Genomic DNA, 23,434 nt, shown 5'->3' with positions numbered 1-23,434 from the left:
GGCGGGATCAGGCGGCGGCCTCGCCGATCTCGCGCACCACGTCCGCCGCGGGCCGCTCCTCCGCGAGCCGCCAGGCCGTGCCCGCCCAGAGGTTGACCCCACCAGGATCGCCCTGCGCCACGGCGGCGCGGCGAATCGGGGTCGTCAGGTGGTGGACGGCGGGATAGCCGATCGGGGCGTCCGCGTGATCGAGGATGAACCTGTTGGTCAGGCCGCGAGCAGGCCGCCCGGAGAACGCGGTGGTCACCGTGGTGGACGTGTAGCGCGGATCCCGCAGCGCGGCCCGGTGCACGGGGTTCGCCCCGCTCTCCGGGGTCAGCAGGAAAGCCGTCCCGAGCTGCACGGCCGACGCGCCCGCCGCGCGCGCCGCCACGGCGGCGGCGCCGTCCCCGATGCCACCCGCCGCGATCAACGGCACTTGGACGGCCTTCCCGACAGCTCTCAGCAGGTCGAGCAGCCCGGGCTCGCCCTCGCCGTACGGCTTGCGCGGGACGAAGGAGCCCCGGTGCGCTCCCGCCTCGGGCCCCTGCACGCACAGCCCGTCGGCGCCCGCGGCCACGGCGGCCACCGCCTCACCGGGATCGGTGACGGTCACGACGACGGCCGTCCCCACCTCGTGCAGGCGGTCGACCAGGGAGATGCCGGGGCATCCGAACGTGAAGCTCACCACCGGCACCGGCCGCCGGAGCAGCAGGTGGAGCTTGGCGTCCCAGTCGTCGTCATCGTCGAGCGGGACCTCGGGCAACTCGACGCCGTACCGCTCCGCCTCCGGGGTGAGCTCCGCGCTGTACGCCTCGACCACGTCGGGGTCGGCGGGCTCGCCCGGCACGAAGAGGTTCACCCCGAACGGCCGCTCCGTGGCCGCCCTGACCTGCTCCACCTCGGCCATCATGGCGTCGCCGCTCTTGTATCCGGCGGCGAGGAACCCCAGGCCCCCGGCCTCGGACACGGCCACGCACAGCTCCGCCGTACCGGCTCCGCCCGCCATGGGCGCGAGGGCGACGGGATGGGTCAGCGAGTCCAGGATGCGATCGAGCACGACGGCAGCCTAACCCCGACCACACAGTCAGCCCTCGATCCGGTCACCGGTCATCAGCTCGAGTCGGCGCCGTGCTCGCTGTCGTCGTGCTCGGTGTCGTCGTGCTCGCCGTCGGTGAGCACGACGACGGCGCGTTCGAGCAGCCCCCTCAGCAGCGCGACCTCGTCGGGCGTGAAGGCGTCCACGAGGCGGCGCTCCACGGCCACGGCCTCGGCGTCGGCCTTGCGCAGCAGCGCCTGCCCGGCCCGGCTCAGCCGGGTGACGAGCACCTGCGCGTGGTCGCTGGAGGGACGGCGCTCGACCAGACCGCGCGACTCCAGCGTCTTGATCACGGTGGCCATGCTCTGCGGCGTCACCGAGCACAGCCGGGCCAGCTTCGCCCCGGAGATGCCGGGGGCGAGCGAGAGCGCGTACATCGCGGCGTACTGCGGCACGGTCAGCCCGAACGGGCGCAGCACGCGACTCTTCTCCGCCATCAGCGCCTGCTCGGCACGCTTGACGGCACCGCCGGGGCGCCACGCCACCGACTCCGCGACCTTCTTCTCGTCGGTCCCCACCCGTGCTCCAAGATCTATCAAAGCCCTGATGTACGCCTGAACCCTACTACCGATTTGACGTAGCCCACCGGACAATCCATGCTCTGTTTTCCATCAGAGCTTTTATGGTTATCAGAGCTGGAGTGTCCTATCGACGCCTGTCAGTCGCTCTCCCGCCTCCACCCTGGCCGTGGTCTGCGCCGCGGTGCCGGGTGTCCCGGTGACCGCCACCGGCACGGCCGAGGCGCTCGGCGACATCGGCGCCGATCTCCGGGCCGACCTGGCCGCCACGCAGTGGGTGGTCAACGCCTTCTTCCTCACCTTCGCCGCGCTCATGGCGTGCACCGGTTCCCTCGCCGACCGGATCGGGCGGCGCCGAATGTTCGCCGGAGGTCTCACGCTGTTCGCGGCGGCCATGCTGTTGGCGGCGGCGGCGCAGGACATCGGCGTGCTGATCCTCGCCAGGGCGCTGGCGGGTGCGGGCGCCGCCGCCACGACGACCGGCGGCAGCGCGCTGCTCGCTCACGCCTTCCCGGGGAGAGTCTCCCGGTCCAGGGCCTTCGCCTGGTTCGGCACCACCATCGGCCTCGGCCTGGCGTTCGGCCCGCTGATCGCCGGAGCGCTGGTCACCGCGATCGGCTGGCGGAGCCTGTTCGCCGCCGCCGCGCTCGTGCTGCTGCCGATCCTGCCCGCGACCGCGCTGCTCACCGAGTCCCGAGCCCCCGCCCGCGGCCCGATGGATTGGGGCGGCGCGACCACCTTCACACTCGGCCTCACCGCGTTCACGTTCGCCGTGGTCGAGGGGCCCGCGCTCGGGTGGACCCATCCGGGAGTGACCGGGGGGTTCGTCGCCTGCGCCGTCCTGCTGGCCGCCTTCGCCGCGATCGAGCGGCGTCACCCCGCTCCGCTGGTCGACCTGTCACTGCTGGCCCGCCCGCGTTTCGTGGCGATCTCCTCGATGCCGTTCCTGCTCGCCTTCGGCTTCGTCGCGCCGACCATCGTGCTCCCGCCGTACCTCATGGCCACCCTGGGCTACTCCGCCCGCCAGGCCGGGCTGGCGCTGATCCTGCTCACCGGGCCGACGCTGATCGTGCCGCCGCTCACCGGCGTCATGGCCCGCCGCCTGTCCCAGCGCGCCCTGCTCGTGACCACGCTGCTGCTGGTCGGCGCCGGAACCGGGCTGCTGGCACTGCTGCCCGGCGGATCGGGTCCGGCACGGCTCGCCGCGCCGCTGCTGATCATCGGGATCGGGTTCGGCGTCTCCCTGGCCGTCATGGACGGCGCGGCGATCTCCTCCGTCGACGCCTCGCAGGCCGGCATGGCCGCCGGGTTGTTCAACACCGCGCGGATCACCGGCGAGGTCGTCGCCATCGCCGTGCTCGGCGCCGTGCTGTCCACGCTCACCCAGGCGAGCCTGACCGTCCGGTACGGCACGGCCGACGCCGCCCGCGCCACCTCGCGCCTGCTCCAGGGCGACATGGCGGGAGCCGTCCCGCCCGGAGCCGATCGCCCGGAGTTCGCGCGCCTCGCGACCGCCGGGTACGCGGGCGCGTTGCACACCGCGCTGTGGATCCTGACCGCCCTGTCCCTCGCCGGCGCGCTCGCCGTCGGCCACCTGATGTCCGCACGCCGCGGCGAACCCGCGGCACTCACCGCCTGAAAGGAAGCAGTCATGCCCACCGTCGAAGTGAACTCCGGCACCGTCAACTACCTGGTCACCGGAAGCGGTCCCGGCCTGGTGCTCGTGCACGGCACGGGCGCCACCGGGGAAACGAACTGGGCGCCGCTCATCGAGGCGGTCTCCGACCGGTTCACCGTGGTCGCCCCCGACCTGTCCGGCTCGGGCGCCACCGTCGACGACGGCGGCCCGATCCACGTCCACGACCTCGTCTCTCAGGTCCTCGGCGCGGCTGAGCACGCCGGGCTGGAGCGGTTCCACCTGGTCGGCCACTCGCTGGGAGCCGTCGTCGCGCTGGCCGCGGCGGGAACGCGCCCGGAGCGGGTGCTCTCACTCGTCGCACATGCCGGGTGGGCCAGGACGGACCCCTGGATGGCCTTCCAGATGGACCTCTGGATCCGCCTGATGCGCGTCGACAGGGAGCTGCTGGCCCGGTTGCTCCAGGTGACCGCCATGGGCGACGACACGCTCCGTGCCCGCGACCTCGCCGACTTCGAGCAGGCCACGGCCGGGTTCGCCGCCCTCATGGACGGCGCGGAAGCCGGGTTCGTACGGCAGGCCCGCGCCGACATCGACGTTGACATCACCGCGCTGCTTCCGAAGATCACCGCGCCGACGCTGATCATCTCCAGCGCCCACGACCGGATCGTGCCGCCGCACCACCAGCGCGAACTGGCCGAGTCGATCCCGGGGGCGGATCTCGTGTCACTCCCCGGCGGTCATGGTCTCCCGTTCGAGAACCCCGGCCTCTTCGTGTCCACGATCACGGACCGCCTCCTCGCTGACGGCGTGACGGCGTGACGGCGTCCGCGGGGCACGTGTCGGCATAAAGCGGGAGCGGGACCCCGGAGTGTCCGGGCCCCGCTCCGAGCTCACGCCCCCAGCGTCCCCTTCTGCCCGCCAAAGCTGTAGATGGATCTGTCGGGGCATGCGGATAGAGTCCCGCCGACACTTGCAGGTGAACTGAAGGAGTTCCGATGGCGAGGACCACTCCACCTCGGCCGGTCGACATCGCCGCCGTGTTCCCTGAGCTGGTGCCGCTGGCGCGGCGGGCGGTTCGCCTGCATCCCCGCCCGGGCCAGCCCACGATCCACGAGAGCTCGATCGGCGGGCCTCTGCTCTGGCCCGCCGACGAGGACTGGCCCGCTTGCAGCGACGAACATGACCACTGGGAGCCGCCCGCTTCACTTGACGACATCCGCCGGCGCCGCGACTTGCTGGAGGCTGCGTGGCTCCGGCCCCGGCCGTCCCACGAGAACCTCCTCACCCCTGAGCAGCGCGCGTACCTCGACAAGCTCGAAGCAGGGCATCCTCCGCACAATGCGCCGAATCCGCTCCTGCCCGTCGCACAGCTGTACCTCCGCGATATCCCGGGACTCGTCGGCCCCGAAGGAGCAGACGTCCTCCAAGTACTGTGGTGCCCGCTCGACCACAAAGGGGGCATGCCCACGGCTCGTCTGATCTGGCGAGATTCCACTGACGTCCAGAAGGTGCTCACGAACCCACCCGCTCCGCTCGACGTCGACCACTTCGGCCACTACGTACCGGAGCCGTGCGTGCTGCACCCCGAGGTCGTCACCGAGTACCCCGCATCCCACGAGCTTCCCGACGAACTCGCGGAGCGCCTGCACGCGTGGGGGCGCGCCGAGTGGGCCGAACTGCACCCAGACGATGAGCAGGATGACGGCAGCGCGTACTACCAGTTCGAGCACAGCGTCGCTCCTGGCTGGAAGGTCGGCGGCTGGGGCCCCTGGAGCTTCTGCGACCCGTGGCCGATGAACTGTGACGCCTGCGGCTCGGAGTACCGGCCGCTGCTGACCATCAGTTCGGGCGAGTGGGACGGAGGCAGCGGCAGCTGGATTCCCCTCGAAGATCGCGACCACACGGGCCCTGTCGGGATCCGGAACCCGTCCGACCCTCCAATGGTGCAGATCGGCCGCGGGTACAACATGCAGATCTATACCTGCCCCACGTCCTTCGACCACCCGCACCTCGAAATCATGCAGTGAGCTTTTCCACGTGGCTCAGCGGCTGTCCAGTTGGCACCTCCACCTGCGTGCCTGACGCCGGTCAGGCGAAGAGTGACTTCAGATGTGCCGTGCGGTCCAGCCATGCCGCGGCAGCGGCGCACCGCTGCGCGACGACGTGGTCCGGCTCGCCGTTGAGGAGGGCGAAGGAGACCTGCTCCAGGCCAAAGGTGAGATACCAGGTCCACGCGCGGTGCAGCGTCCGCCTGTCAACGGCGGCTGCGACCTTGTCCCAGCCGTGCCAGGCCAGGCAGGCGGCGTCGACGGCGGGGTCGAAGGGCTGAGCCAGGTCAGCCCTTCGAGGCGGCCCTGCCGATCGTCCCGCTGTCAGAGAGTCAGCCGAGTCCGCACCGCGCGGCAAGCGTCGAAGATCACGGCTCGCGCCTCCGGCTCGGCGTGGGGACGCGAGAGCCGCGCGTCCGCGCAGGGGGCACAAGCAGAAGCGGGAACCGGAATCTCACAGGTGCGGAGGATGCCCTGCTCCGAGCTTGTCGAGGTACGCACGCCGCTCCGGGGTGAGGAGGTTATCGCGGCGGTGAAGAGCAGGCGGGCGATGGGCGACGACGCGCACGGATCGTTGTCATTGACTGCGGACGAGGGCAAGCATGTCATCCACTGAACCGGCCGGATCGCTGATCGGAAACTGCACCGCGCGGATGATCGCGTCGGCGTCGACCAACAGGGTGAGGCGCTTGAAGCGGTCGACGCCGGCCGCCCGGAAGGTCGGCAGCAGCAGCCCAGCGGCGAGTCTGCTGTCCTGGTCGGACAGGAGGGGATAGGGCAACCTCGCGTGCGTGACGAAGGCGGCCAACTGGTCGGGTCGCTGGGTGCTCACGCCTCGGATCGTGGCACCTGCCGCCTCGAAGTCGGCACACCGTGACGCGTAGGTAAGAGCCTCCAACGTGCAACCCTTCGTCCCTGGGACGTCGGCCCAACCGGGCGGGTAGCCCTGCGTGCCCGGGGCAAAGGCGCCGGGGAAGAAGTAGAGCACCGTCCAGACGCCGCCCGGTGCATTGGGCGCGACCAGCTCGCCGTCATGTCGCTCCAGCACGGCATCCGGCATTTTCCGGTTGACCAGCTTGTGCACGCGACGGCTCTCGGCGGACCCGTCCTCGCTGGTCGCGGTCAGCGCCCCATCGCCCATCACGTGTCTGGCGCCCCAATCCTGCAGGGCGATGAGCGCCGGCAGCAGGCCTTCACCCTTCGTGGTCAGCACATAGTCGTAGCGCGGCGGGCGATCGGAATAGGGCCGCCTCTCGAGCACCCCGTGTTCGACGAGCCTGGCCAGGCGTTCGGCCAGAGCTCGACGGCTGACGCCGAGCTCACGCTGAAGGCTGTCGAAGCGGGTGATGCCGCCCGCGATGTCCCGCACTACCAGGAATGTCCACCAGTCGCCGATCACTCCGAGCGCTTGTGCGATACCGCAGTCGGAGTCGGGCAGATCGGCGCGCTTCACGCACTCCAGTATAGTGCGTTCCATTATGGAACTTACTCAGGAGGGGCGCTGGGATGGGGATCGACAGTGGAGGTGGGGCGAGCGTCTTCTGGCGGTGGTGGACGGCTGGCACGACCAGCGCGGTCGGCTCGGCGGTAGGCGCAGTGGCGCTGCCGCTGACGGCCTTGACGGTGCTCGACGCCTCCGCGTTCGAGATGGGCATGATCGTCGCCGCCGGTTACGTCGCCTGGATCGTGATAGGCCTGCCCGCCGGGGTGGTGGTGCAGCGACTCCCCATGCGAAGGGTTCAGGTCGCCGCCGACCTGGCCCGCGCGGCGGCGGTCATCTCCATCCCGCTGGCTTGGTGGCTGGACCGGCTGACGGTCGCCCAGCTGGTGATCGTGGCTCTCGTGATCAGCTTCGCGAACGTCCTCTTCGATGTCGCCAACTCAACCTTCCTGCCGTCAATCGTGAGCAAGGAGCAGCTGCAGTCCCGTAACAGCCTGACATCCGGCACCCACGCCACTGCTCAGCTCGGTGGGCCGTCAGTTGGCGGTCTCATCGTCCAGGTGCTCGGGGCGGTGCCCACCCTCCTCGTCGACGCGGCCAGCTACCTTGTCTCAGCCCTGCTGCTGCGGACCCTGCCCGAACGCCGTCCAGAGGCCCCCGACCGCTGGCCACCGGTGCGCGCGATGATCCGCGAAGGCTGGCGTTTCGTCGTGCACCACCCGGTCATGGGTCCGTGCATGTGGGCCGCCACCGCGGCGAACACGGTCTGCGGGGCACAGAATGCGCTCTACGCGCTGTACCTCGTACGCGAGTTGCACGCCGAGCCCGGCCTCGTCGGCCTGCTGCTAGCGGCGGACGGTGTCGGCACACTGATCGGCGCGGCCTTGACGAACCAGGTCACGGCCAGGCTCGGCAGCGCCCGCGCCCTGATCGTCTCCGGCTTCGCCGTGGTCGCCGGGGCGCTCGTCGTTCCCCTCGGCACCGGTTGGCAGGGCTTCGCGGCCTTCGCCGCCGGCAACGTGGTATTTGCCGCTGGCGTCGTGATGCTCAGCGTGGTGACCCGCACGTACCGGCAGATCGCCAGCCCGCCCGACCTGCTGCCTCGAGTGATGGCCACGGTCCGCTTCGTCTCCTGGGGCGCGATCCCGATCGGCGGATTGATCGCCGGAGTGATCGCCGGGATGCTCAGCGGCCGGGCCACCCTGATGATCTTTGTCGTCGCGGCCATCTGCATACCATTGGTCCTGCTGGCCTCACCGATCCGGCACCTGCGCGACCTCACCGACTATCAGCAGAGCGACGAAGCCACCGGCTCGCCACCGCATCGTCGGCAGCTCGCCCCTGAAGCCCAAGCGGACACGTCCAACCTGTGAAGCCCAGGTACGCCAATTCCCGCCTGTCAACGGGAGCCAGCCACAGGGTCGAGCGAACGGTCGGATCACTCTGAGTGCCGCCCGCTGCTGACCATCAGTTCGGGCGAGTGGGACGGAGGCAGCGGCAGCTGGATTCCAGGATCTCGGCCCAGCGCTCGCCCCCATCAGCCGAGTCCGCACCGCGCGGCAAGGGTTGAAGATCACGGCTCGCGCCTCCGGATCGGCGTAGCGACGCGCGGGAGCCGCGCATCCGCGCAGGGGCATGACAGAAGCGGGGAGCCGATCACTCGTCGGCTCCCCGCTTCGACCTGCTATTTCACATCCCTGGCGGCGCCGGGAATCAGCTGCAGCCGCTGGTGCTGCCGCAGCCCTCGCAGACGTAGCAGCTACCCGCCGGGCGCATCTTCGTGCCGCAGGTCATGCACAGCGGCGCGTCGGCCGTACGACCCTGGTGGCTCTCCAGGGAGTCCACCGAGGAGCGCTTGGGCTCGGGCCGGGCGACCTCCGCGCGCTTCTCCTCGATCGGCGCGGACTGGGCGAGCGCCGCCGTGTCCACGACGTCCTGGAGCGCAGCCGGGTCCTCACCGCGCGCCTGCGCGGCCCGCTCGGCGGCCGAGAAGATGCCGAGAGCGGCGCGGTCCTCGTACGGCAGGTAGTCGAGCGCCAGCCGCCGGAAGATGTAGTCCATCACCGACTGGGCCATCCGCACGTCCGGGTCATCGGTCATGCCGGCCGGCTCGAAGCGCATGTTGACGAACTTCTGGACGTAGGTGTCCAGCGGCACGCCGTACTGCAGGCCGATCGAGATGGCGACGGAGAACGCGTCCATGACGCCCGCGAGGGTCGAGCCCTGCTTGGACATCTTGAGGAAGACCTCGCCGAGACCGTCGTCGGGGTAGGACGACGCGGTCATGTAGCCCTTCGCCCCGCCCACGGTGAAGCGCGTGGTCAGGCTGGGCCGCTGGTTCGGCATCCGTCGGCGGGTCGGCCGCGGCACCTCGATGACCTGGACCTCGGGCGCCTGCTCGACGGCCTTCTCCGCGGTCTCCTCGGTGGTCTTCTTGGCGGCCGAGAGCGGCTGGCCGACCTTGCAGTTGTCGCGGTAGACGGCCAGGGCCTTGAGCCCGAGCTTCCAGCCCTCCATGTAGACCTGCTCGATGTCGTCCACGGTGGCCGACTCGGGCAGGTTGACGGTCTTGGAGATCGCGCCGGACAGGAACGGCTGGGTGGCCGCCATCATCCGGACGTGGCCCATCGGGGCGATAGCCCGCTCGCCCATGGCGCAGTCGAACACCTCGTAGTGCTCGGCCCGCAGGCCGGGGGCGTCCACCACGTGGCCGTGCTCGGAGATGTACTCGACGATCGCCTCGACCTGCTCCTCCTGGTAGCCGAGCTGCCGCAGCGCCCTCGGGATCGTCTGGTTGACGATCTGCATGGATCCGCCGCCGACCAGCTTCTTGAACTTGACCAGGGCGAGGTCGGGCTCGATGCCGGTGGTGTCGCAGTCCATCATCAGGCCGATGGTGCCGGTGGGCGCGAGGAGCGACGCCTGGGCGTTGCGGTAGCCGTTCTTCTCGCCCAGCCGGAGGCACTCCTGCCACTGCCGGGTGGCCTCGGCGTGGACCGCCTTGTCCATGGTGTCGAGCGCGCGCAGGTCGTCGTTGGCGCTCGCGTGCTTGCGCATGACGCGCTTGTGCGCCTCGGCGTTGCGGGCGTAGCCGTCGTACGGCCCGACGATCGCGGCCAGCTCGGCCGAGCGTCGGTAGGACGTGCCGGTCATCAGCGAGGTGATCGCCCCGGCGATGGCCCGGCCGCCCTCGGAGTCGTACGCGTGGCCGGTGGCCATCAGCAGCGCGCCGAGGTTGGCGTAGCCGATGCCGAGCTGGCGGTACGCCCGAGTGGTCTCGGCGATCTTCTCGGTCGGGAAGTCGGCGAAGGTGATCGAGATGTCCATCGCCGTGATGATCAGCTCGGTCAGCTTGACGAAGTTCTCCACGTCGAACGTGTCGTCGTCGCGCAGGAACTTCAGCAGGTTGATCGACGCCAGGTTGCAGGAGGAGTTGTCCAGGTGGAGGTACTCCGAGCAGGGGTTGCTGGCGGTGATGCGCCCGGTCTCCGGGCAGGTGTGCCAGTCGTTGATCGTGTCGTCGTACTGCAGGCCGGGGTCGGCGCACTCCCAGGCGGCCTGGGCCATCCGGCGGAACAGCGACTTCGCGTCGACCTTCTCGATGATCTCGCCGGTGAGCCGCGCGCGCAGGCCGAAGTCGCCACCGCTCTCGACGGCGCGCATGAAGTCGTCGGAGACCCGGACGGAGTTGTTGGCGTTCTGGTACTGGACGGACACGATGTCCTTGCCGCCGAGGTCCATGTCGAACCCGGCGTCCCGGAGCGCGCGGATCTTGTCCTCCTCGCGCGCCTTGGTGTCGATGAACTCCTCGATGTCGGGGTGATCGACATCCAGGACGACCATCTTGGCCGCCCGGCGGGTCGCGCCGCCGGACTTGATGGTGCCCGCGGAGGCGTCCGCGCCGCGCATGAACGACACCGGGCCGCTTGCCGTGCCGCCGCTGGAGAGCAGCTCCTTGCTGGAGCGGATGCGGGAGAGGTTGATCCCGGAGCCGGAGCCACCCTTGAAGATGACACCCTCTTCCTTGTACCACTCCAGGATGGACTCCATCTGGTCGTCCACGGCCAGGATGAAGCACGCGCTCACCTGCTGCGGCGAGGCGGTTCCCACGTTGAACCACACGGGCGAGTTGAAGCTGAAGACCTGGTGGACCAGCGCGTGCTTCAGCTCGTGGTCGAAGATCTCGGCGTCCTCATCCGTGGCGAAGTAGCCGTTCTCGACGCCGGTCTTGGTGTAGACGTCCACGACGCGGTCGACGAGCTGCCGAAGGCTCGACTCGCGCTGCGGCGTGCCGACGGCGCCGCGGAAGTACTTGCTGGTGACGATGTTGGTGGCGTTCACCGACCAGAAGTCGGGGAACTCCACGCCGCGCTGCTCGAAGTTGATCGAGCCGTCGCGCCAGTTCGTCATGACGACGTCGCGGCGCTCCCAGGTGACCGTGTCGTACGGATGGACCCCCGGGGTGGTGAAGACGCGCTTCATCTTGAGACCCTTGCGCGGCCGCTTGCCGCCGCGTCCCCCGGTGCCCGTCTCGGTGCCGTTCACGATCTCCGTCATGAATTCCCCCTTCCGGGGCCCGGTGGAGCCCCTCGCATCCGATCACGTGTCTGTTCAAACACTCTGCGTGACGGGCGTCGGCGTGCGCCGTCCCGTCAAATCCCGCCGCTACTGCCGCTACTGCTGGACGGCGGCGCGCGCGGCTCTGAGCTGCTCGATCTCGACCTCGAAGTCGGCCAGCGTCTCGAACCCCCGGTAGACGGAGGCGAAGCGCAGATAGGCGACCTCGTCCAGTTCGCGCAGCGGCCCCAGTATGGCCAGCCCCACCTCGTGCGAGGCGATCTCGGCGCATCCGGTGGCCCTGATGCTCTCCTCCACGCGCTGCCCGAGTTGGGCGAGGGAGTCCTCGCCGACCGGGCGCCCCTGACAGGCCCGTCGCACTCCGGCGACGACCTTGTCCCGCGAGAACGGCTCGGTCACCCCGCTTCGCTTGCTGACCATGAGCAGAACGGTCTCCTGGGTGGTGAACCTGCGCCCGCATTCCGAGCAGGTTCGCCGGCGGCGGATCGCCGCCCCGTCCTCGGTCGAGCGACTGTCGACGACCCGCGTGTCCGGGTGACGGCAAAACGGGCAGTGCACGTCATCCCTCCCTGGAAACGCTTACGCCCACCTCACGAAATGGTCGTGAAGCGGTCACGGAAACACAAGCTGTGGTGAAGTACATCGCTGTAACTACTAGATGTTGTGGTCCAACCGTAGAAGTGCCCGACCTTGAACGCAAGTCGGCCGCGACGGGCCGGGTGAAGTCGCTGTTCAAGCCGGGAAATCACCGGGGGCCTCGGGCGTGTCGCCGGCCCCAATGGCATCGCGCGGGCACATTACAAGAAGATCCGCGAAATCTCGGCAATATCGAACACGATGTCGATCGAACTCCCGTACGATGTTGCTACAACGACGCAGGTGGCGGGGATTCACATCAAATCGAACAACTGTTTGATGATGATCTTGGATCGAGGTACCGTCGCTCTGTGCGACATGAAGAACACGGATTGGGAGGTGGTTTGGTGAGCGGGCAGGAAGAGAGCGTCAACGACCTCGCGGTGCGCCGGAGGGACTCCCTTGGTCTCACCCCCAGGCAGCGCAAGATCCTTGAGGTGATCCGCGATTCCGTGCAGCAGCGCGGATATCCGCCGTCGATGCGCGAGATCGGCGAGGCGGTTCAGCTGACCAGCACCTCAAGCGTGTCGCATCAGCTCACGGCGTTGCAGCGCAAGGGTTACCTGCGCCGCGACCCGCACCGCCCCCGGGCGCTGGAGGTCCGGCTGCCGGGCGAGCCGGTGCTCTGGGTCGATCCGGACGCCGCTGAGGTGGAGCCCGGTTTCAGCCGCCCGACCGCCGCGTACGTGCCGCTGGTCGGCCGCATCGCCGCCGGAGGCCCGATCCTGGCCGAGCAGAGCATCGAGGACGTCTTCGCGCTGCCGAAGCAGCTCGTCGGCGAGGGCACGCTGTTCCTCCTCCAGGTCAGCGGCGACTCGATGATCGACGCGGCCATCGCGGACGGTGACTGGGTCGTGGTGCGCCAGCAGCCGGTCGCGGACAACGGCGACGTCGTGGCCGCCATGATCGACGGCGAGGCCACCGTGAAGACCTTCAAGCGCAAGGACGGGCACGTGTGGCTGGTGCCGCACAACCCCAACTACGAGCCGATCCCGGGCGACGAGGCGACCGTCCTGGGCAAGGTCACCGCAGTCCTGCGCAAGCTGTAGCCCGCCCGGCGGCACCCGGCGGGCGAGCTCGGCCCTTACGCCGCGAGCTCGGCCCGCCGGACGTGCGCCGTGAGCTCGTCCTGGCGGGTCTCGCGCGTCCCGGCGTCACTCTGCGGTGACCTCTGTCACCGCGGAGCAATCAGGGTGAATAGCGCAAATAGGCTTACTCCTGTGACGCGCAACCTTGACCAGCTCACCCTTGACGCCGCCTCCCGCCGCGACGGCCTCAAGTGGTCGCAGATCGCACCCGGCGTGATCCCCTCCTGGATCGCCGACATGGACTTCCCCGTCCCGGAGGCGGTGCGCGAGGCCGTGACGCGCCGTGCCGAAGCCGATCTCGGTTACCCGGCGTGGCTGGACGAACCCACCACCGGCCCGCTCGCCGAGGCGTTCACCGAGCGCATGGAGACCCGGTACGGTTTCCGCCCCGATCCCGGCCACGTCCGGTCGTACAGCGACATCAACCAGGCCCTCCAGGTGCTGCTGCACCTGACGACGCAGCCGGGCGACACCGTCGCCCTGCACACTCCGGCCTACCACCCGTTCCTGGACACCATCACCCAGATGGGCCGGCGGCTGCTCTCCATCCCGATGGTGGCAGACGGCGACGGCTGGCGGTTCGACGTGCCGGACGAGCCGGCCGCCGTGCTGCTCCTGGTCAACCCGCACAACCCCACCGGCCGCGTGTTCACCGCCGAGGAGCTCGGCGCGCTCGCGGAGTACGCCGAACGGCACGACACCCTGGTCATCTCCGACGAGATCCACGCCGACCTGACGTACGCGCCGGAGACCCACATCCCGTTCGGCACGATCCTGCCCGACCGCACGGTCACGCTGACCTCGGCGACGAAGGCGTTCAACATGGGCGGCATCCGCTGCTCCGTCGCCCATCTCGGCGCCCGGGCCGTACGCGAGGCGGTGGACCGGCAGCCGGCGCACATCTACGGCGCGCCCAACCTGCTCGGAGTGGAGGCGACCGTGGCCGCCTGGCGGCACGGCGACGCCTGGCTGGCCGAGGTCCTCACGATCCTGGACCGCAACCGCCGACTGATCGCGGAGCGGCTCCCGTCCCGGGTCGGTTACCGGATCCCGCAGGCCACCTACCTCGGGTGGCTCGACCTCGGCTTCCTGGACGAGGACCCGGCGACGTACCTCGAGCGGGAGGCGCGGGTCAGGCTCAACCCCGGCCCGCTGTTCGGCCCGGGAGGCGAGGGCTACGCGCGGATCAACTTCGGCACCTCGGAGCCGATCCTGGCGGAGATCCTGACCCGGATCTCCGCCGCACTGTCCTGACGGAGCCTCCCAGAGGAAGCAACGCTGAGTAAGCCGCCGCCCGGTAGACCGGACGGCGGCTCGCTTCAGTCGACTCGCTTCAGACCGCTCACCTCAGACCGGTCCGCTCAGGCGGCGGCGCAGGCCGTCACGGCCGGCCCGACCCCCACCAGCAGCGCGCCCAACCGTCTCACGACGGCGACTTACCCAGGGCGGGCTAAGGGGGTCAGGGGACGATGTTGACCAGCTTCGGCTGGCGCACGATCACCTTGCGCGGGGCGCCGTCGAGGTACGGACGGACCTTCTCGCTGGCCAGGGCCAGCGCCTCCAGCTCGGCGGCCGAGATCCCGGGCGCCACCTCCAGGCGGTCCCGGACCTTGCCGGCGACCTGGACGACGCAGGTGACCGACTCCTGCACCAGCAGCGCGGGGTCGGCGACCGGCCAGCCCGCCCTGGCCACCGACGGGGTCTGGCCGAGCTTCTCCCAGCCCTCCTCCGCGACGTACGGCGCGACGAGTGACAGCATGACGGCCAGCGTCTCGGCGGCCTCGCGCACGGCGGGGTCACCGGCGCCCGGGCCGGAGTCGATGGCCTTACGGGCCGCCGAGGTGAGCTCCATCATGCGGGCCACCGCGACGTTGAAGCGGTACGAGTCGAGCAGCTTGGTGACCTCGTCGATGGTCCGGTGGGTGACCTTGCGCAGTTCCTGGTCCCCGCTCGCGGGGTCGGCGCCGGGCGCGGAGGCCGCGCCCGCCTCGGCCATCACGCGGAAGGCGCGGGCCAGGAACTTCTGCGAGGCGGCCGGCGAGACGTCGGCCCAGTCGATGTCGTCCTCCGGCGGACCGGCGAAGATCATGGTCAGCCGGACCGCGTCCACCCCGAAGTCGTCGATCTGCTGGCCCAGGTCGACGCCGTTGCCCAGGGACTTGGACATGGCCTTGCCCTGGTTGATGACCTGGCCCTGGTTCAGCAGGCGCATGAACGGTTCGGTGAAGTTCACCATGCCCATGTCGTGCAGCACCTTGGTGAAGAACCGCGAGTACAGCAGGTGGAGCACGGCGTGCTCCTGCCCGCCGATGTACTGGTCGATCGGACCCCACTTGCGGACCTGGGCGACGTCGAACGGGCCGTCCTCGTACCCCGGGGAGCAGTAGCGCAGGAAGTACCACGACGAGTCGACGAAGGTGTCCATCGTGTCGGTGTCCCGCTTGGCGGCGCCGCCGCACTTGGGGCACTCGACGTTGACCCAGTCCGTGGCCGCGGCCAGGGGCGACACGCCCTTCGGCTTGAGATCGGCGCCGCGTAGGTCGGGCAGCGTGACGGGGAGCTGGTCGTCGGGGACGGGCACTTCGCCGCAGTCCGGGCAGTGGATGATCGGGATCGGGGTGCCCCAGAAACGCTGCCGGGACAGCAGCCAGTCACGCAGCCGGAAGTTGACCGCCGCGTGGCCCGTGCCCCGCTCGGACAGGATCTGCGTGATCCGCGCGATGGCCTCGGTCTTGGACAGGCCGTCCAGCGGACCCGAGTTGACCAGCGTGCCCTCACCAGAGGTGGCGACGCCGGTCTCCCCCGGGTCGGCCAGGCCGGTGTGCACGACGACCTTGACCGGCAGCCCGAACTTCACCGCGAAGTCCAGGTCGCGCTGGTCGTGGGCGGGGACCGCCATGATCGCGCCGTGGCCGTAGTCGGACAGGACGTAGTCGGCCGCCCAGACCGGGATCAGCTCGCCGTTCACCGGGTTGACGGCGTGCACGCCCAGGAAGACGCCCGTCTTCTCCTTTTCGGTGGACAGGCGCTCGATGTCGGACAGCTTGGCGACCTCGGCGCGGTACGCGGCCAGCGCCTCACGCTGCCCGGGGGCCACGATCTCCTCGGCCAGCGGGGCGTCGGCGGCGACCACGAAGAAGGTTGCGCCGTACAGGGTGTCGGGCCGGGTGGTGTAGACCGTGACCGGATCGTCCCTGCCCTCGATCTCGAACTGGACGTCGGCGCCGGTCGAGCGGCCGATCCAGTTGCGCTGCATGGTGAGCACGCGCTCCGGCCAGCCGTTCTCGAGCAGCTTCATGTCGTCCAGCAGCCGGTCGGCGTAGTCAGTGATCTTGAAGTACCACTGCGTCAGCTCGCGGCGGACGACGTCGGAGCCGCAGCGCTCGCACTTGCCCGCCACGACCTGCTCGTTGGCCAGCACCGTCTGGTCGGTGGGACACCAGTTGACCAGCCCGCCCCTGCGGTAGGCCAGGCCCCGCTCGAAGAAACGGTTGAACAGCCACTGGTTCCAGCGGTAGTAGTCCTCGTCGCTGGTGTGCAGCCGCCGCGACCAGTCGAAGGAGACCGCGTAACGCTTGAACGAGTTCGCCTGGGTCTCGATGTTGGCGTAGGTCCACTCGGCGGGGTGCGCGTCACGCTTGATCGCGGCGTTCTCCGCGGGCAGGCCGAAGGAGTCCCAGCCGACGGGGTGCAGGACGTTGTAGCCCTTCTGGAACCAGTAGCGCGCGATCACGTCGCCGATGGCGAACACCTCGCCGTGCCCCATGTGGAGGTCGCCCGACGGGTAGGCGAACATGTCGAGCATGTACCTGCGCGGCCGGGTGTCCGCCGCGTCCTCCACCGCCGCGAAGGGGTTCAGCTCCTCCCAGCGCCGCAGCCACTTGGCCTGCAGCGCCTGCGGGTCGTACACCAGCTCGTCCACGTCAACTCCCGAAGGGATGCTTTCCTTAAAGGCACGGTGAGGGCGCCCGCTCACAACAAAGCCCCCCGCTTCGCGCGAGGGGCAGCCGCATCGAGGGGAATCAGCCCTGACGATGCGGCCAAGTAAGCAGGGTCGCGGCGCGCATATACCAAGGGTAGCGCAGACGGCAAGAGCGTCGCTTCAGGATCTACCGGACGGCGTTCGCCTCTAGACGAGCGATACGCGATGGTGATAGCTCCGCTGTGACCTCTTTGTCCCTTTAGTTTACTCTCTTCGCTGTGGTGAACTCAGTCCAGCCGGGATCGGGCCCGGATTTCCCGCAGTCGGACCTTCCGATGCAGGACCCGCCGACCGACCCGACGGGCGAGCAATTCCGCGGAGCATTCTCTGGTTTCCGTGCGGCGCCCCCAGGTTCGCATGAGATCATGCCAGGCGCACCCAATTCGGGCATGATCTCGGGAGGTACCATGCCCTCGGAGCACAGCGAGCCGCAGCGGACCCCGGCGTGGCCGGAGGTTTCACCGGCCTGGCCCGAGGTCCCCGCGGCCTCTTCTTTCACGCCGTCGGCCCGGTCCTTCGACCCGGCCGACCCGGGCGCGGACCAGTCACCACACCGCGCCGGGCAGCACCCGTCGTCGGCCCAGCCCTACGGCAGGGAGGAGCGGAGCGCGTTCCTGCCGCCGCCCCTGGCCTCGTACGGCGACACGCGCTCGGACGACCCGTACGGCATGCCGCAGTCCTCGCAGCACGCGACCGGCGCCGACCCCTTCCTGCCGCAGCCCCCGGCGTCGTACGGCGCCGACCCGCTGGGCACGCGCCCGGATCCCACGCGCCCCGACCCGCTGTCCGGCCCGCTGCGGTCCGACCCCATGCGACCGGAGCCCATGTGGCCCGACCCCGTACGCGCGGATTCCGCCCGTCCGGATGTCACGCGCCCCGATGGGCTCCGGCACGACCCCATGCGTCCCGATCCTCTCCGTCCCGATCCGCTGCGTCCCGACCCGCTGCGTGAGGATCCGCTGGGCGTGCGCCCGGACCCCCTGCGACAGGACCACATGGATCCGATGCGGCACGACCCGCTGCGGTCCGACCCCTTGAGCCAGGACCCCCTGGGCCAGGGCACCGCGCCGCGGATGGACCCGCTGAGCGGCGACCGTCCGCCGTACGGCGGCCTGGCGGCCGAGGCCACGATGTCGATGCCCGCGCCGGCCGCGTACCCGCAGGCCGCCCCCGCCGCACCTGCTCCGTCCGCTCCTCCCGGCTCCCCCACGGCTGCCCCGTCCGGCTTCCCCGGAGCGGCCGGGCCGTTCGACCGGCCGCAGGAGGGCATGGACCCGGCCGACCCGTACCGCCCGTTCGTCACGGCCGGCCAGATCAGCGGCCCCAAGACGCCTCCGGCGCACCGCCAGGAGGAGCTGTGGAACACCGTCTTCGGCCCCGAGGGTGAGCGCGGGCCCGACGACTACTACGACGACGAGGGCGGGCGGCCGATCTGGCTGTTCGCGCTGATCGGATCGGTGGTCGTCGCGCTGATCGCCGCGCTGGTGTGGGCGTTCGTCTCCGGCCCGCTGAGCTCCGGCGACGCGCCAGCCGATACCAAGCCGTCCGCGAAGCCGTCCGCCAAGCAGTCGGCGCCGGTCGCGGCCAAGCCGCAGTCGCTGCCCCTGCCGACGTACAAGGGCACGCCGTCCCCCGTCTCCGGTACGGTCACCGACTCGGCCGGGCAGATCACGCTACCCAAGCTCGGCGGCCCCTGGCAGCTCGACCAGCGCACCCAGCACATCCAGGACACGTACGGCTTCGCCACCCGGCAGTACGTCCCGGCCGGGACGACCCCGGAGGGCAAGCTACAGTTCGCCCAGGTGATGACCGGCCCGCTGGCGCAGTCCCTGGCCGGGAAGTACACCTCCGAGGACGACCTCGGGCCCGTGATCAACTCGGTGATGTTCCAGACGCGGCAGAAGCTCTTCGACAAGGACAACAAGGTCTCCAAGGCGGCCCAGCAGCGGGTGTCGCGGGGCGGCATGACCGGCGAGCTCATCGCCTTCACGGTGAAGAACGGTTCCGAGCAGACGACGGCGGTCGTCGCGGCGCTGAACGCCGGCGGCGACCTTCCGACCATCGTCTACATGCAGGTGCCCAAGCAGAAGGACGAGCTGCTGCCCGACATCAACACGGTCTTCAAGCAGATCCGCCCGGTCGGCTAGACGATCGATCAGGAATCGATCGTCTCGGCCGTGTCCGCGGCGGCCTGTGTTCGGTGCGACCGCCACTCGCCGGCGAGTACCGACCAGACCTCGATGTCGATACGCCGATCACCGGACGGATAGACCTGCCGCAGGGTGCCGTCGAGGGTCATGCCCAGCCGCTTGGCGACGTTGATGCTGGGCGTGTTCTCGGCGTTGGTTCGCCACTCGACACGCTGGATGCCGCGCTCCAGCACGGCCCAGTCGACGATCCGCTCGACGGCACGGGTGACCAGCCCTCGCCCCTCCGCGCCGGGTTCGAGCCAGCACCCCGCCTCGCAGACGCCCAGGGCGGCGTCGAACGACACGAACAGCACGCCGCCGACGAGGGTGCCCTCCAGCCAGATTCCCCAGATGCCGCCCGCGTCCCGGGCCCGCAGGTCGGCGTAGCGCCGCAGCAGCGCACGTGCCTCGGCGAGGTCCGCGGCGGCGAACGTCGGCGAGACCCATGGCGAGATGTGCTCGCGCGCCCGATCCATGTGGTCGAGGAACTCCTCGGCCATCCAGGACTCAAGCGGCCGCAGCTCGGCGTGCGAGGTGAGGGGGAGAGCGAACACCGGACCTCCGGGCGTGTTCATAACGAACGTTTGGTACGTACACTAACGGGGCTTCTGGGACGTGCCCCTCTCCGAATCCGCGCTCCGGATTCGTACGGCCGTGCCGAGGGGGTTCACGACTTCGGCGCCGGGTAGCCACCCTGTCGTGCGGATCTCCGTACGGGGTGTGCTTCTCTGAATAGACGGCTCCAGAGGAGGGACGATGCGCATCAGGAACGTCTACCGTCCGATGGTCTTCGGATGCCAGGCCGATGAGCGGCTGCCCGAGGTGGCGCGACAGATGATGGAGAAGAACGTCGGCGCGCTGGCCGTACTGGAAGGCGAGCGGGTCACAGGGGTGATCACGGAGCGTGACCTGACGAGGGCGCTGGCCACGTACCGGGACCCCACCACGGTGAACGCCGCCGCGTGCGCCTCGATGGAGCTACGGACCGCGCGCTTGGACGAGGACACCCGTGACGTCGCCCTCCGAATGCTGGAGGCCGGAGTGCGGCACATGCCGGTGGACGAGAACGGGCGTCTGGTGGGCATGGTGTCGATGCGCGATCTGCTCGCGTTGGAGACATGGGCGCCCTAGCGCTTGATCAGCAAGCTGTCGTTCCTGGCGGCAGTCCCACTGCGGTGTCGGACGAAACGGCCTGAACTGCGAGCTCAGGAAGGTGCCTGGTCGCTCGGGAACCGGCACCGCCGGCCGAGCCGGTCAGAACGTGCAGGTCATGTGCTTGGTGCCGTTGATGAAGCTGGAGAAGAGAATCTCCGGCTCGCCAGCCTCGATCCGCGGGACGCGGGTGAGCAGCTCGCGGAACATGACGCTGATCTCCCGCCGGGCCAGGTGGGCGCCGAGGCAGAAGTGCGGGCCGGGCCCGCCGAAGCCGAGGTGCGGGTTGGGGTCGCGGAGGATGTCGAACTGGAGCGGATCGGTGAAGACCGACTCGTCCCGGTTCGCGGACCAGTAGTAGAGGACGACCTTCTCGCCCTGCCGGTACAGGTGGCCGTTCATCTCATGGTCGCGGGTGACCTTGCGGCGCATGTAGTTGACCGGTGACGCAAGCCGGACGATCTCCTCGACCGCGCCCGGCGTCCGCCCGGCGAAATCCTCCGTCCAGAGTCTCCTCTGCTCCGGGTTGAGCGTGAGCAGGCGCATGCCGTACGAGATGGCGTTGCGGGTGGTCTCGTTGCCCGCGACGACGAGCAGGATGAAGAACGAGCCGAGCTCCTGCGCGGTCAGCCGCTCGCCGTCGATGTTGGCGTTGACGAGGGAGGACGTGAGGTCTCCCGTCGGGTTCTCCGTGCGGTGCGCGGCCAGGTCCTGGACGAGCTGCTGCAGGTCCATCCCGGCGGTGAGCAGCGCGGTGGCGATGGCCTCCGGGTCACTGACGTACTCCGGGTCGGAGGCGCCGAGGATGATGTTCGACCGGTCGAAGACGAACCCGTAGTCCCGCTCCGGGATCCCCATCATGTCGCAGATGATCTTCAAGGGCAGGCGGGCGGCCACCTCGGCGACGAAGTCGCATCCCGGCCCCTTCGCCAGCAGTTCGTCCACGATGCGGACGGCCGCCGCCTCCACGTCGGCCTCGAACTGCTTGATCATCCTCGGCGTGAACGCCCGCGAGACGATCCGGCGCAGCCGGGCGTGCCGGGGGTCGTCCATGCTGATCATCGAGCCGAAGTACTCGACGAACTCGGCCGGCATGTCGACGATGTTGGTCGCGCCGCCGTCGCCCGAGCAGAAGACCTCGGGGTTCCGGCTCACCTCGACGATGTCGGCGTGCCGTACGAGGGCGTGGTAGCCGGGGCCCGCCGGCGCGAACGACAGCTCCGGTTCGGCGTAGAAGGCGGGCACCTCCAGGTCGCGCAGCAGGCGGAAGGCGTGCTCACGCTCCGCGATGGGCCGGGCCCAGAAGTCCCAGTCGGTCAGGTTGACATCGGCCGCCGACCTGATCGGCGTGCGATCCGCGGGCTGAGTCGTCATGGGCCGGGCCTCCGGGCCTGTGAGGGACTGGAATCGCGTTCGGTTTTCGATAGTGCCACACCCCTCCGGCCTCCGCCAGATGTCCTTACGATCATGACATTCGGGGCGATCTACTAGTACGGTGTGTTACCAACCGGTCGGTATGTAACCCCCCAAGGAACCGAGGAGCGGCGATGCTCAATCTCTCTGTCGTGCTCGAGGACAGCGCCCGGGAAACCCCGGACCGGACCGCCGTCGTCTTCGGAGATCTGCGCCTGCCCTACTCCCTCGTCAACACCATCGCCAACCAGGTGGCGAACCTGCTCGTCTTCCGGGGCATCGGCAAGGGCGACAAGGTGGCGCTGGCCTGCCCCAACCTTCCCTACTTCCCCTTCGTCTACTTCGGCATCCTCAAGGCGGGCGCGACCGTCGTCCCGCTGAACGTGCTGCTCCAGTCGCGGGAGATCGCCTACCACCTCGACGACTCCGATGCGAAGGCGTTCTTCTGCTTCGAGGGCACCCCCGAGCTCCCGCTCGGCGAGCGCGGCCTCAAGGGCTTCGAGGAGTCCGGCGCCGAGCACTTCGTCGTGCTGCCCGCGCAGGCGTTCGCCACCGAGTCGCAGTACGGCGAGACCTTCTGGGCCGCGCTCGACGGGGTGTCCGGCGAGTTCCAGACGGTGCAGACGGCGCCGGACGACACCGCCGTCATCCTCTACACCAGCGGCACCACCGGGCAGCCCAAGGGCGCCGAGCTCAGCCACCAGAACATGCTGCTCAACGCCATGGTCAGCGACGAGATGTTCCCCCGCCAGGGTGACGACGTCTTCCTGGCCACGCTGCCGCTGTTCCACTCGTTCGGCCAGACCACGATGATGAACGTCGGGTTCCGGCGGCGCGCCGCGCTGGTGCTCGTGCCCCGGTTCGAGCCGGTGGACGCCCTCAAGCTGATGGCGGCGGAGAAGGTCACGATGTTCGCCGGCGTGCCCACGATGTACTGGGCGATGCTGACCGCGATCCACACCGGCGCCGCCGAGGTGCCCTCCACCCTGGTCACCGCCGTCTCCGGCGGCGCGGCGATCCCCGTGGAGGTGCTGAAGGACTTCTCGGCCACCTTCGGCATCGGCGTTCTCGAAGGGTACGGCCTGTCCGAGACCTCGCCGGTGGCGTCCTTCAACCAGCCGGGCCGGCCGATGAAGCCGGGCTCGATCGGCACCCCCATCTGGGGCGTGGAGATGAAGCTCGTCGACGCCGAGTGGAACACCCAGGACGAGCTCGGCGAGATCGCCGTCCGCGGCCACAACGTCATGAAGGGCTACTTCAACCGGCCCGAGGCGACAGCAGAGGTCATGAACGATGGCTGGTTCCGCACCGGTGACGTGGCCAGGCGCGACGAGGACGGCTACTACTTCATCGTCGACCGCGCCAAGGACATGATCATCCGGGGCGGCTTCAACGTCTACCCGCGCGAGATCGAGGAGGTGCTGATGACCCACGAAGACGTCTCGCTCGCCGCGGTCGTCGGCGTTCCGCACGACTCGCACGGCGAGGAGATCAAGGCGTACATCATCCGCAACGCGGGCGCGACGGTCACCGAGGACGCGCTGGTCGCCTGGTGCCGCGAGACGATGGCGGCCTACAAGTACCCGCGGATCATCGAGTTCCGCGACGCCCTGCCCATGACCGCTACCGGCAAGATCCTCAAGCGCGAGCTGCGGTAGCGGTCACGACGGCG

Annotated in this window: 18 protein-coding genes; 9 read left to right on the top strand and 9 right to left on the bottom strand. The window is 69.6% G+C overall.

Annotated features, from left to right (window positions below; translation table 11 throughout):
- Window positions 1-7: 7 nt before the first annotated feature.
- Both QSK17_RS24095 and QSK17_RS24090 read right to left on the bottom strand, forming a co-directional pair.
- Window positions 8-1,039 carry a nitronate monooxygenase gene (locus QSK17_RS24095; RefSeq protein WP_285707453.1) on the bottom strand — a complete coding sequence of 344 codons (1,032 nt, stop codon included), beginning with the start codon at window positions 1,037-1,039 and terminating at the stop codon, window positions 8-10.
- A 53-nt stretch (window positions 1,040-1,092) separates the two neighbouring features.
- A complete protein-coding gene (locus QSK17_RS24090) occupies window positions 1,093-1,596 on the bottom strand; it encodes a MarR family winged helix-turn-helix transcriptional regulator (protein ID WP_285707451.1) in 504 nt (167 codons plus the stop codon).
- 199 nt (window positions 1,597-1,795) lie between these two features.
- Here QSK17_RS24090 and QSK17_RS24085 point away from each other — a divergent pair, with 199 nt between their 5' ends.
- The 3 genes from QSK17_RS24085 (at window position 1,796) to QSK17_RS24075 (ending at window position 5,262) form a co-directional block, all read left to right on the top strand.
- Complete coding sequence (locus QSK17_RS24085) at window positions 1,796-3,235, top strand: MFS transporter (RefSeq protein WP_285707450.1); 1,440 nt, start codon at window positions 1,796-1,798, stop codon at window positions 3,233-3,235.
- Window positions 3,236-3,247: 12 nt separating this feature from the next.
- Window positions 3,248-4,054 (top strand): alpha/beta fold hydrolase, encoded by an 807-nt coding sequence (locus tag QSK17_RS24080; protein WP_285707449.1) that lies wholly within the window; start codon window positions 3,248-3,250, stop codon window positions 4,052-4,054.
- A 176-nt stretch (window positions 4,055-4,230) separates the two neighbouring features.
- Entirely contained in the window at window positions 4,231-5,262 is a 1,032-nt protein-coding gene (locus tag QSK17_RS24075; protein WP_285707447.1) for a hypothetical protein, read from the top strand.
- Between the two features lie 61 nt (window positions 5,263-5,323).
- On the opposite strand, the gene QSK17_RS24070 is transcribed toward QSK17_RS24075, so the two are convergent.
- A complete protein-coding gene (locus QSK17_RS24070) occupies window positions 5,324-5,641 on the bottom strand; it encodes a hypothetical protein (protein ID WP_285707446.1) in 318 nt (105 codons plus the stop codon).
- 219 nt (window positions 5,642-5,860) lie between these two features.
- Window positions 5,861-6,736 carry a winged helix-turn-helix transcriptional regulator gene (locus QSK17_RS24065; protein ID WP_285707445.1) on the bottom strand — a complete coding sequence of 292 codons (876 nt, stop codon included), beginning with the start codon at window positions 6,734-6,736 and terminating at the stop codon, window positions 5,861-5,863.
- A 53-nt stretch (window positions 6,737-6,789) separates the two neighbouring features.
- Between QSK17_RS24065 and QSK17_RS24060 the strand changes: the two genes are divergently transcribed.
- Window positions 6,790-8,097, top strand: coding sequence for an MFS transporter (locus tag QSK17_RS24060; protein ID WP_285707443.1), 1,308 nt, complete (start codon window positions 6,790-6,792; stop codon window positions 8,095-8,097).
- 340 nt (window positions 8,098-8,437) lie between these two features.
- On the opposite strand, the gene QSK17_RS24055 is transcribed toward QSK17_RS24060, so the two are convergent.
- Together QSK17_RS24055 and nrdR are read right to left on the bottom strand one after the other, a co-directional pair.
- Complete coding sequence (locus tag QSK17_RS24055) at window positions 8,438-11,281, bottom strand: vitamin B12-dependent ribonucleotide reductase (protein WP_285707442.1); 2,844 nt, start codon at window positions 11,279-11,281, stop codon at window positions 8,438-8,440.
- A 117-nt stretch (window positions 11,282-11,398) separates the two neighbouring features.
- Window positions 11,399-11,860: a transcriptional regulator NrdR gene (gene nrdR, locus QSK17_RS24050; protein WP_285707441.1), complete on the bottom strand. Its 462-nt coding sequence runs from the start codon at window positions 11,858-11,860 to the stop codon at window positions 11,399-11,401.
- A 425-nt stretch (window positions 11,861-12,285) separates the two neighbouring features.
- Between nrdR and lexA the strand changes: the two genes are divergently transcribed.
- Window positions 12,286-12,987 carry a transcriptional repressor LexA gene (gene lexA / locus QSK17_RS24045; RefSeq protein WP_067185669.1) on the top strand — a complete coding sequence of 234 codons (702 nt, stop codon included), beginning with the start codon at window positions 12,286-12,288 and terminating at the stop codon, window positions 12,985-12,987.
- A 171-nt stretch (window positions 12,988-13,158) separates the two neighbouring features.
- The gene (locus QSK17_RS24040) at window positions 13,159-14,280 is read left to right on the top strand and encodes a MalY/PatB family protein (RefSeq protein ID WP_285707440.1); all 1,122 of its coding nucleotides are present in this window, start codon (window positions 13,159-13,161) and stop codon (window positions 14,278-14,280) included.
- Between the two features lie 205 nt (window positions 14,281-14,485).
- Here the strand turns inward: QSK17_RS24040 and leuS are convergent, their stop codons facing one another.
- Window positions 14,486-16,948: a leucine--tRNA ligase gene (leuS, locus tag QSK17_RS24035; RefSeq protein ID WP_285707439.1), complete on the bottom strand. Its 2,463-nt coding sequence runs from the start codon at window positions 16,946-16,948 to the stop codon at window positions 14,486-14,488.
- Window positions 16,949-17,415: 467 nt separating this feature from the next.
- On the opposite strand from leuS, the gene QSK17_RS24030 reads away from it, so the two are divergent.
- Window positions 17,416-19,155, top strand: coding sequence for a hypothetical protein (locus QSK17_RS24030; RefSeq protein ID WP_285707437.1), 1,740 nt, complete (start codon window positions 17,416-17,418; stop codon window positions 19,153-19,155).
- Window positions 19,156-19,163: 8 nt separating this feature from the next.
- Here the strand turns inward: QSK17_RS24030 and QSK17_RS24025 are convergent, their stop codons facing one another.
- The gene (locus tag QSK17_RS24025) at window positions 19,164-19,751 is read right to left on the bottom strand and encodes a GNAT family N-acetyltransferase (RefSeq protein ID WP_285707435.1); all 588 of its coding nucleotides are present in this window, start codon (window positions 19,749-19,751) and stop codon (window positions 19,164-19,166) included.
- Window positions 19,752-19,953: 202 nt separating this feature from the next.
- Here QSK17_RS24025 and QSK17_RS24020 point away from each other — a divergent pair, with 202 nt between their 5' ends.
- On the top strand, window positions 19,954-20,328 hold the full coding sequence (locus QSK17_RS24020) for a CBS domain-containing protein (protein WP_285707434.1): 375 nt from the start codon (window positions 19,954-19,956) through the stop codon (window positions 20,326-20,328).
- 123 nt (window positions 20,329-20,451) lie between these two features.
- Here QSK17_RS24020 and QSK17_RS24015 read toward each other — a convergent pair whose 3' ends face one another.
- A complete protein-coding gene (locus QSK17_RS24015) occupies window positions 20,452-21,723 on the bottom strand; it encodes a cytochrome P450 (protein WP_285707433.1) in 1,272 nt (423 codons plus the stop codon).
- Between the two features lie 173 nt (window positions 21,724-21,896).
- Here QSK17_RS24015 and QSK17_RS24010 point away from each other — a divergent pair, with 173 nt between their 5' ends.
- Entirely contained in the window at window positions 21,897-23,420 is a 1,524-nt protein-coding gene (locus QSK17_RS24010) for a long-chain-fatty-acid--CoA ligase (RefSeq protein WP_285707431.1), read from the top strand.
- The last annotated feature ends 14 nt before the right edge of the window (window positions 23,421-23,434 follow it).

Origin of the sequence: Microtetraspora sp. NBRC 16547 (assembly GCF_030268965.1) — a bacterium.
GTDB lineage: Bacteria > Actinomycetota > Actinomycetes > Streptosporangiales > Streptosporangiaceae > Microtetraspora.
The sequence above is the reverse complement of the archived record's forward strand: the minus strand, read 5'-3'. Positions and strand labels throughout refer to the sequence as shown.

What these genes read in the sequence shown, in the direction of transcription:
- QSK17_RS24080 (WP_285707449.1), top strand. Translation starts at nt 3,248, where the DNA reads ATGCCCACCGTCGAAGTGAACTCCGGCACCGTCAACTACCTGGTCACC.
- QSK17_RS24075 (WP_285707447.1), top strand. Translation starts at nt 4,231, where the DNA reads ATGGCGAGGACCACTCCACCTCGGCCGGTCGACATCGCCGCCGTGTTC.
- QSK17_RS24060 (WP_285707443.1), top strand. Translation starts at nt 6,790, where the DNA reads ATGGGGATCGACAGTGGAGGTGGGGCGAGCGTCTTCTGGCGGTGGTGG.
- QSK17_RS24055 (WP_285707442.1), bottom strand. Translation starts at nt 11,281, where the DNA reads ATGACGGAGATCGTGAACGGCACCGAGACGGGCACCGGGGGACGCGGC.
- QSK17_RS24030 (WP_285707437.1), top strand. Translation starts at nt 17,416, where the DNA reads ATGCCCTCGGAGCACAGCGAGCCGCAGCGGACCCCGGCGTGGCCGGAG.
- QSK17_RS24020 (WP_285707434.1), top strand. Translation starts at nt 19,954, where the DNA reads ATGCGCATCAGGAACGTCTACCGTCCGATGGTCTTCGGATGCCAGGCC.
- QSK17_RS24015 (WP_285707433.1), bottom strand. Translation starts at nt 21,723, where the DNA reads ATGACGACTCAGCCCGCGGATCGCACGCCGATCAGGTCGGCGGCCGAT.
- QSK17_RS24010 (WP_285707431.1), top strand. Translation starts at nt 21,897, where the DNA reads ATGCTCAATCTCTCTGTCGTGCTCGAGGACAGCGCCCGGGAAACCCCG.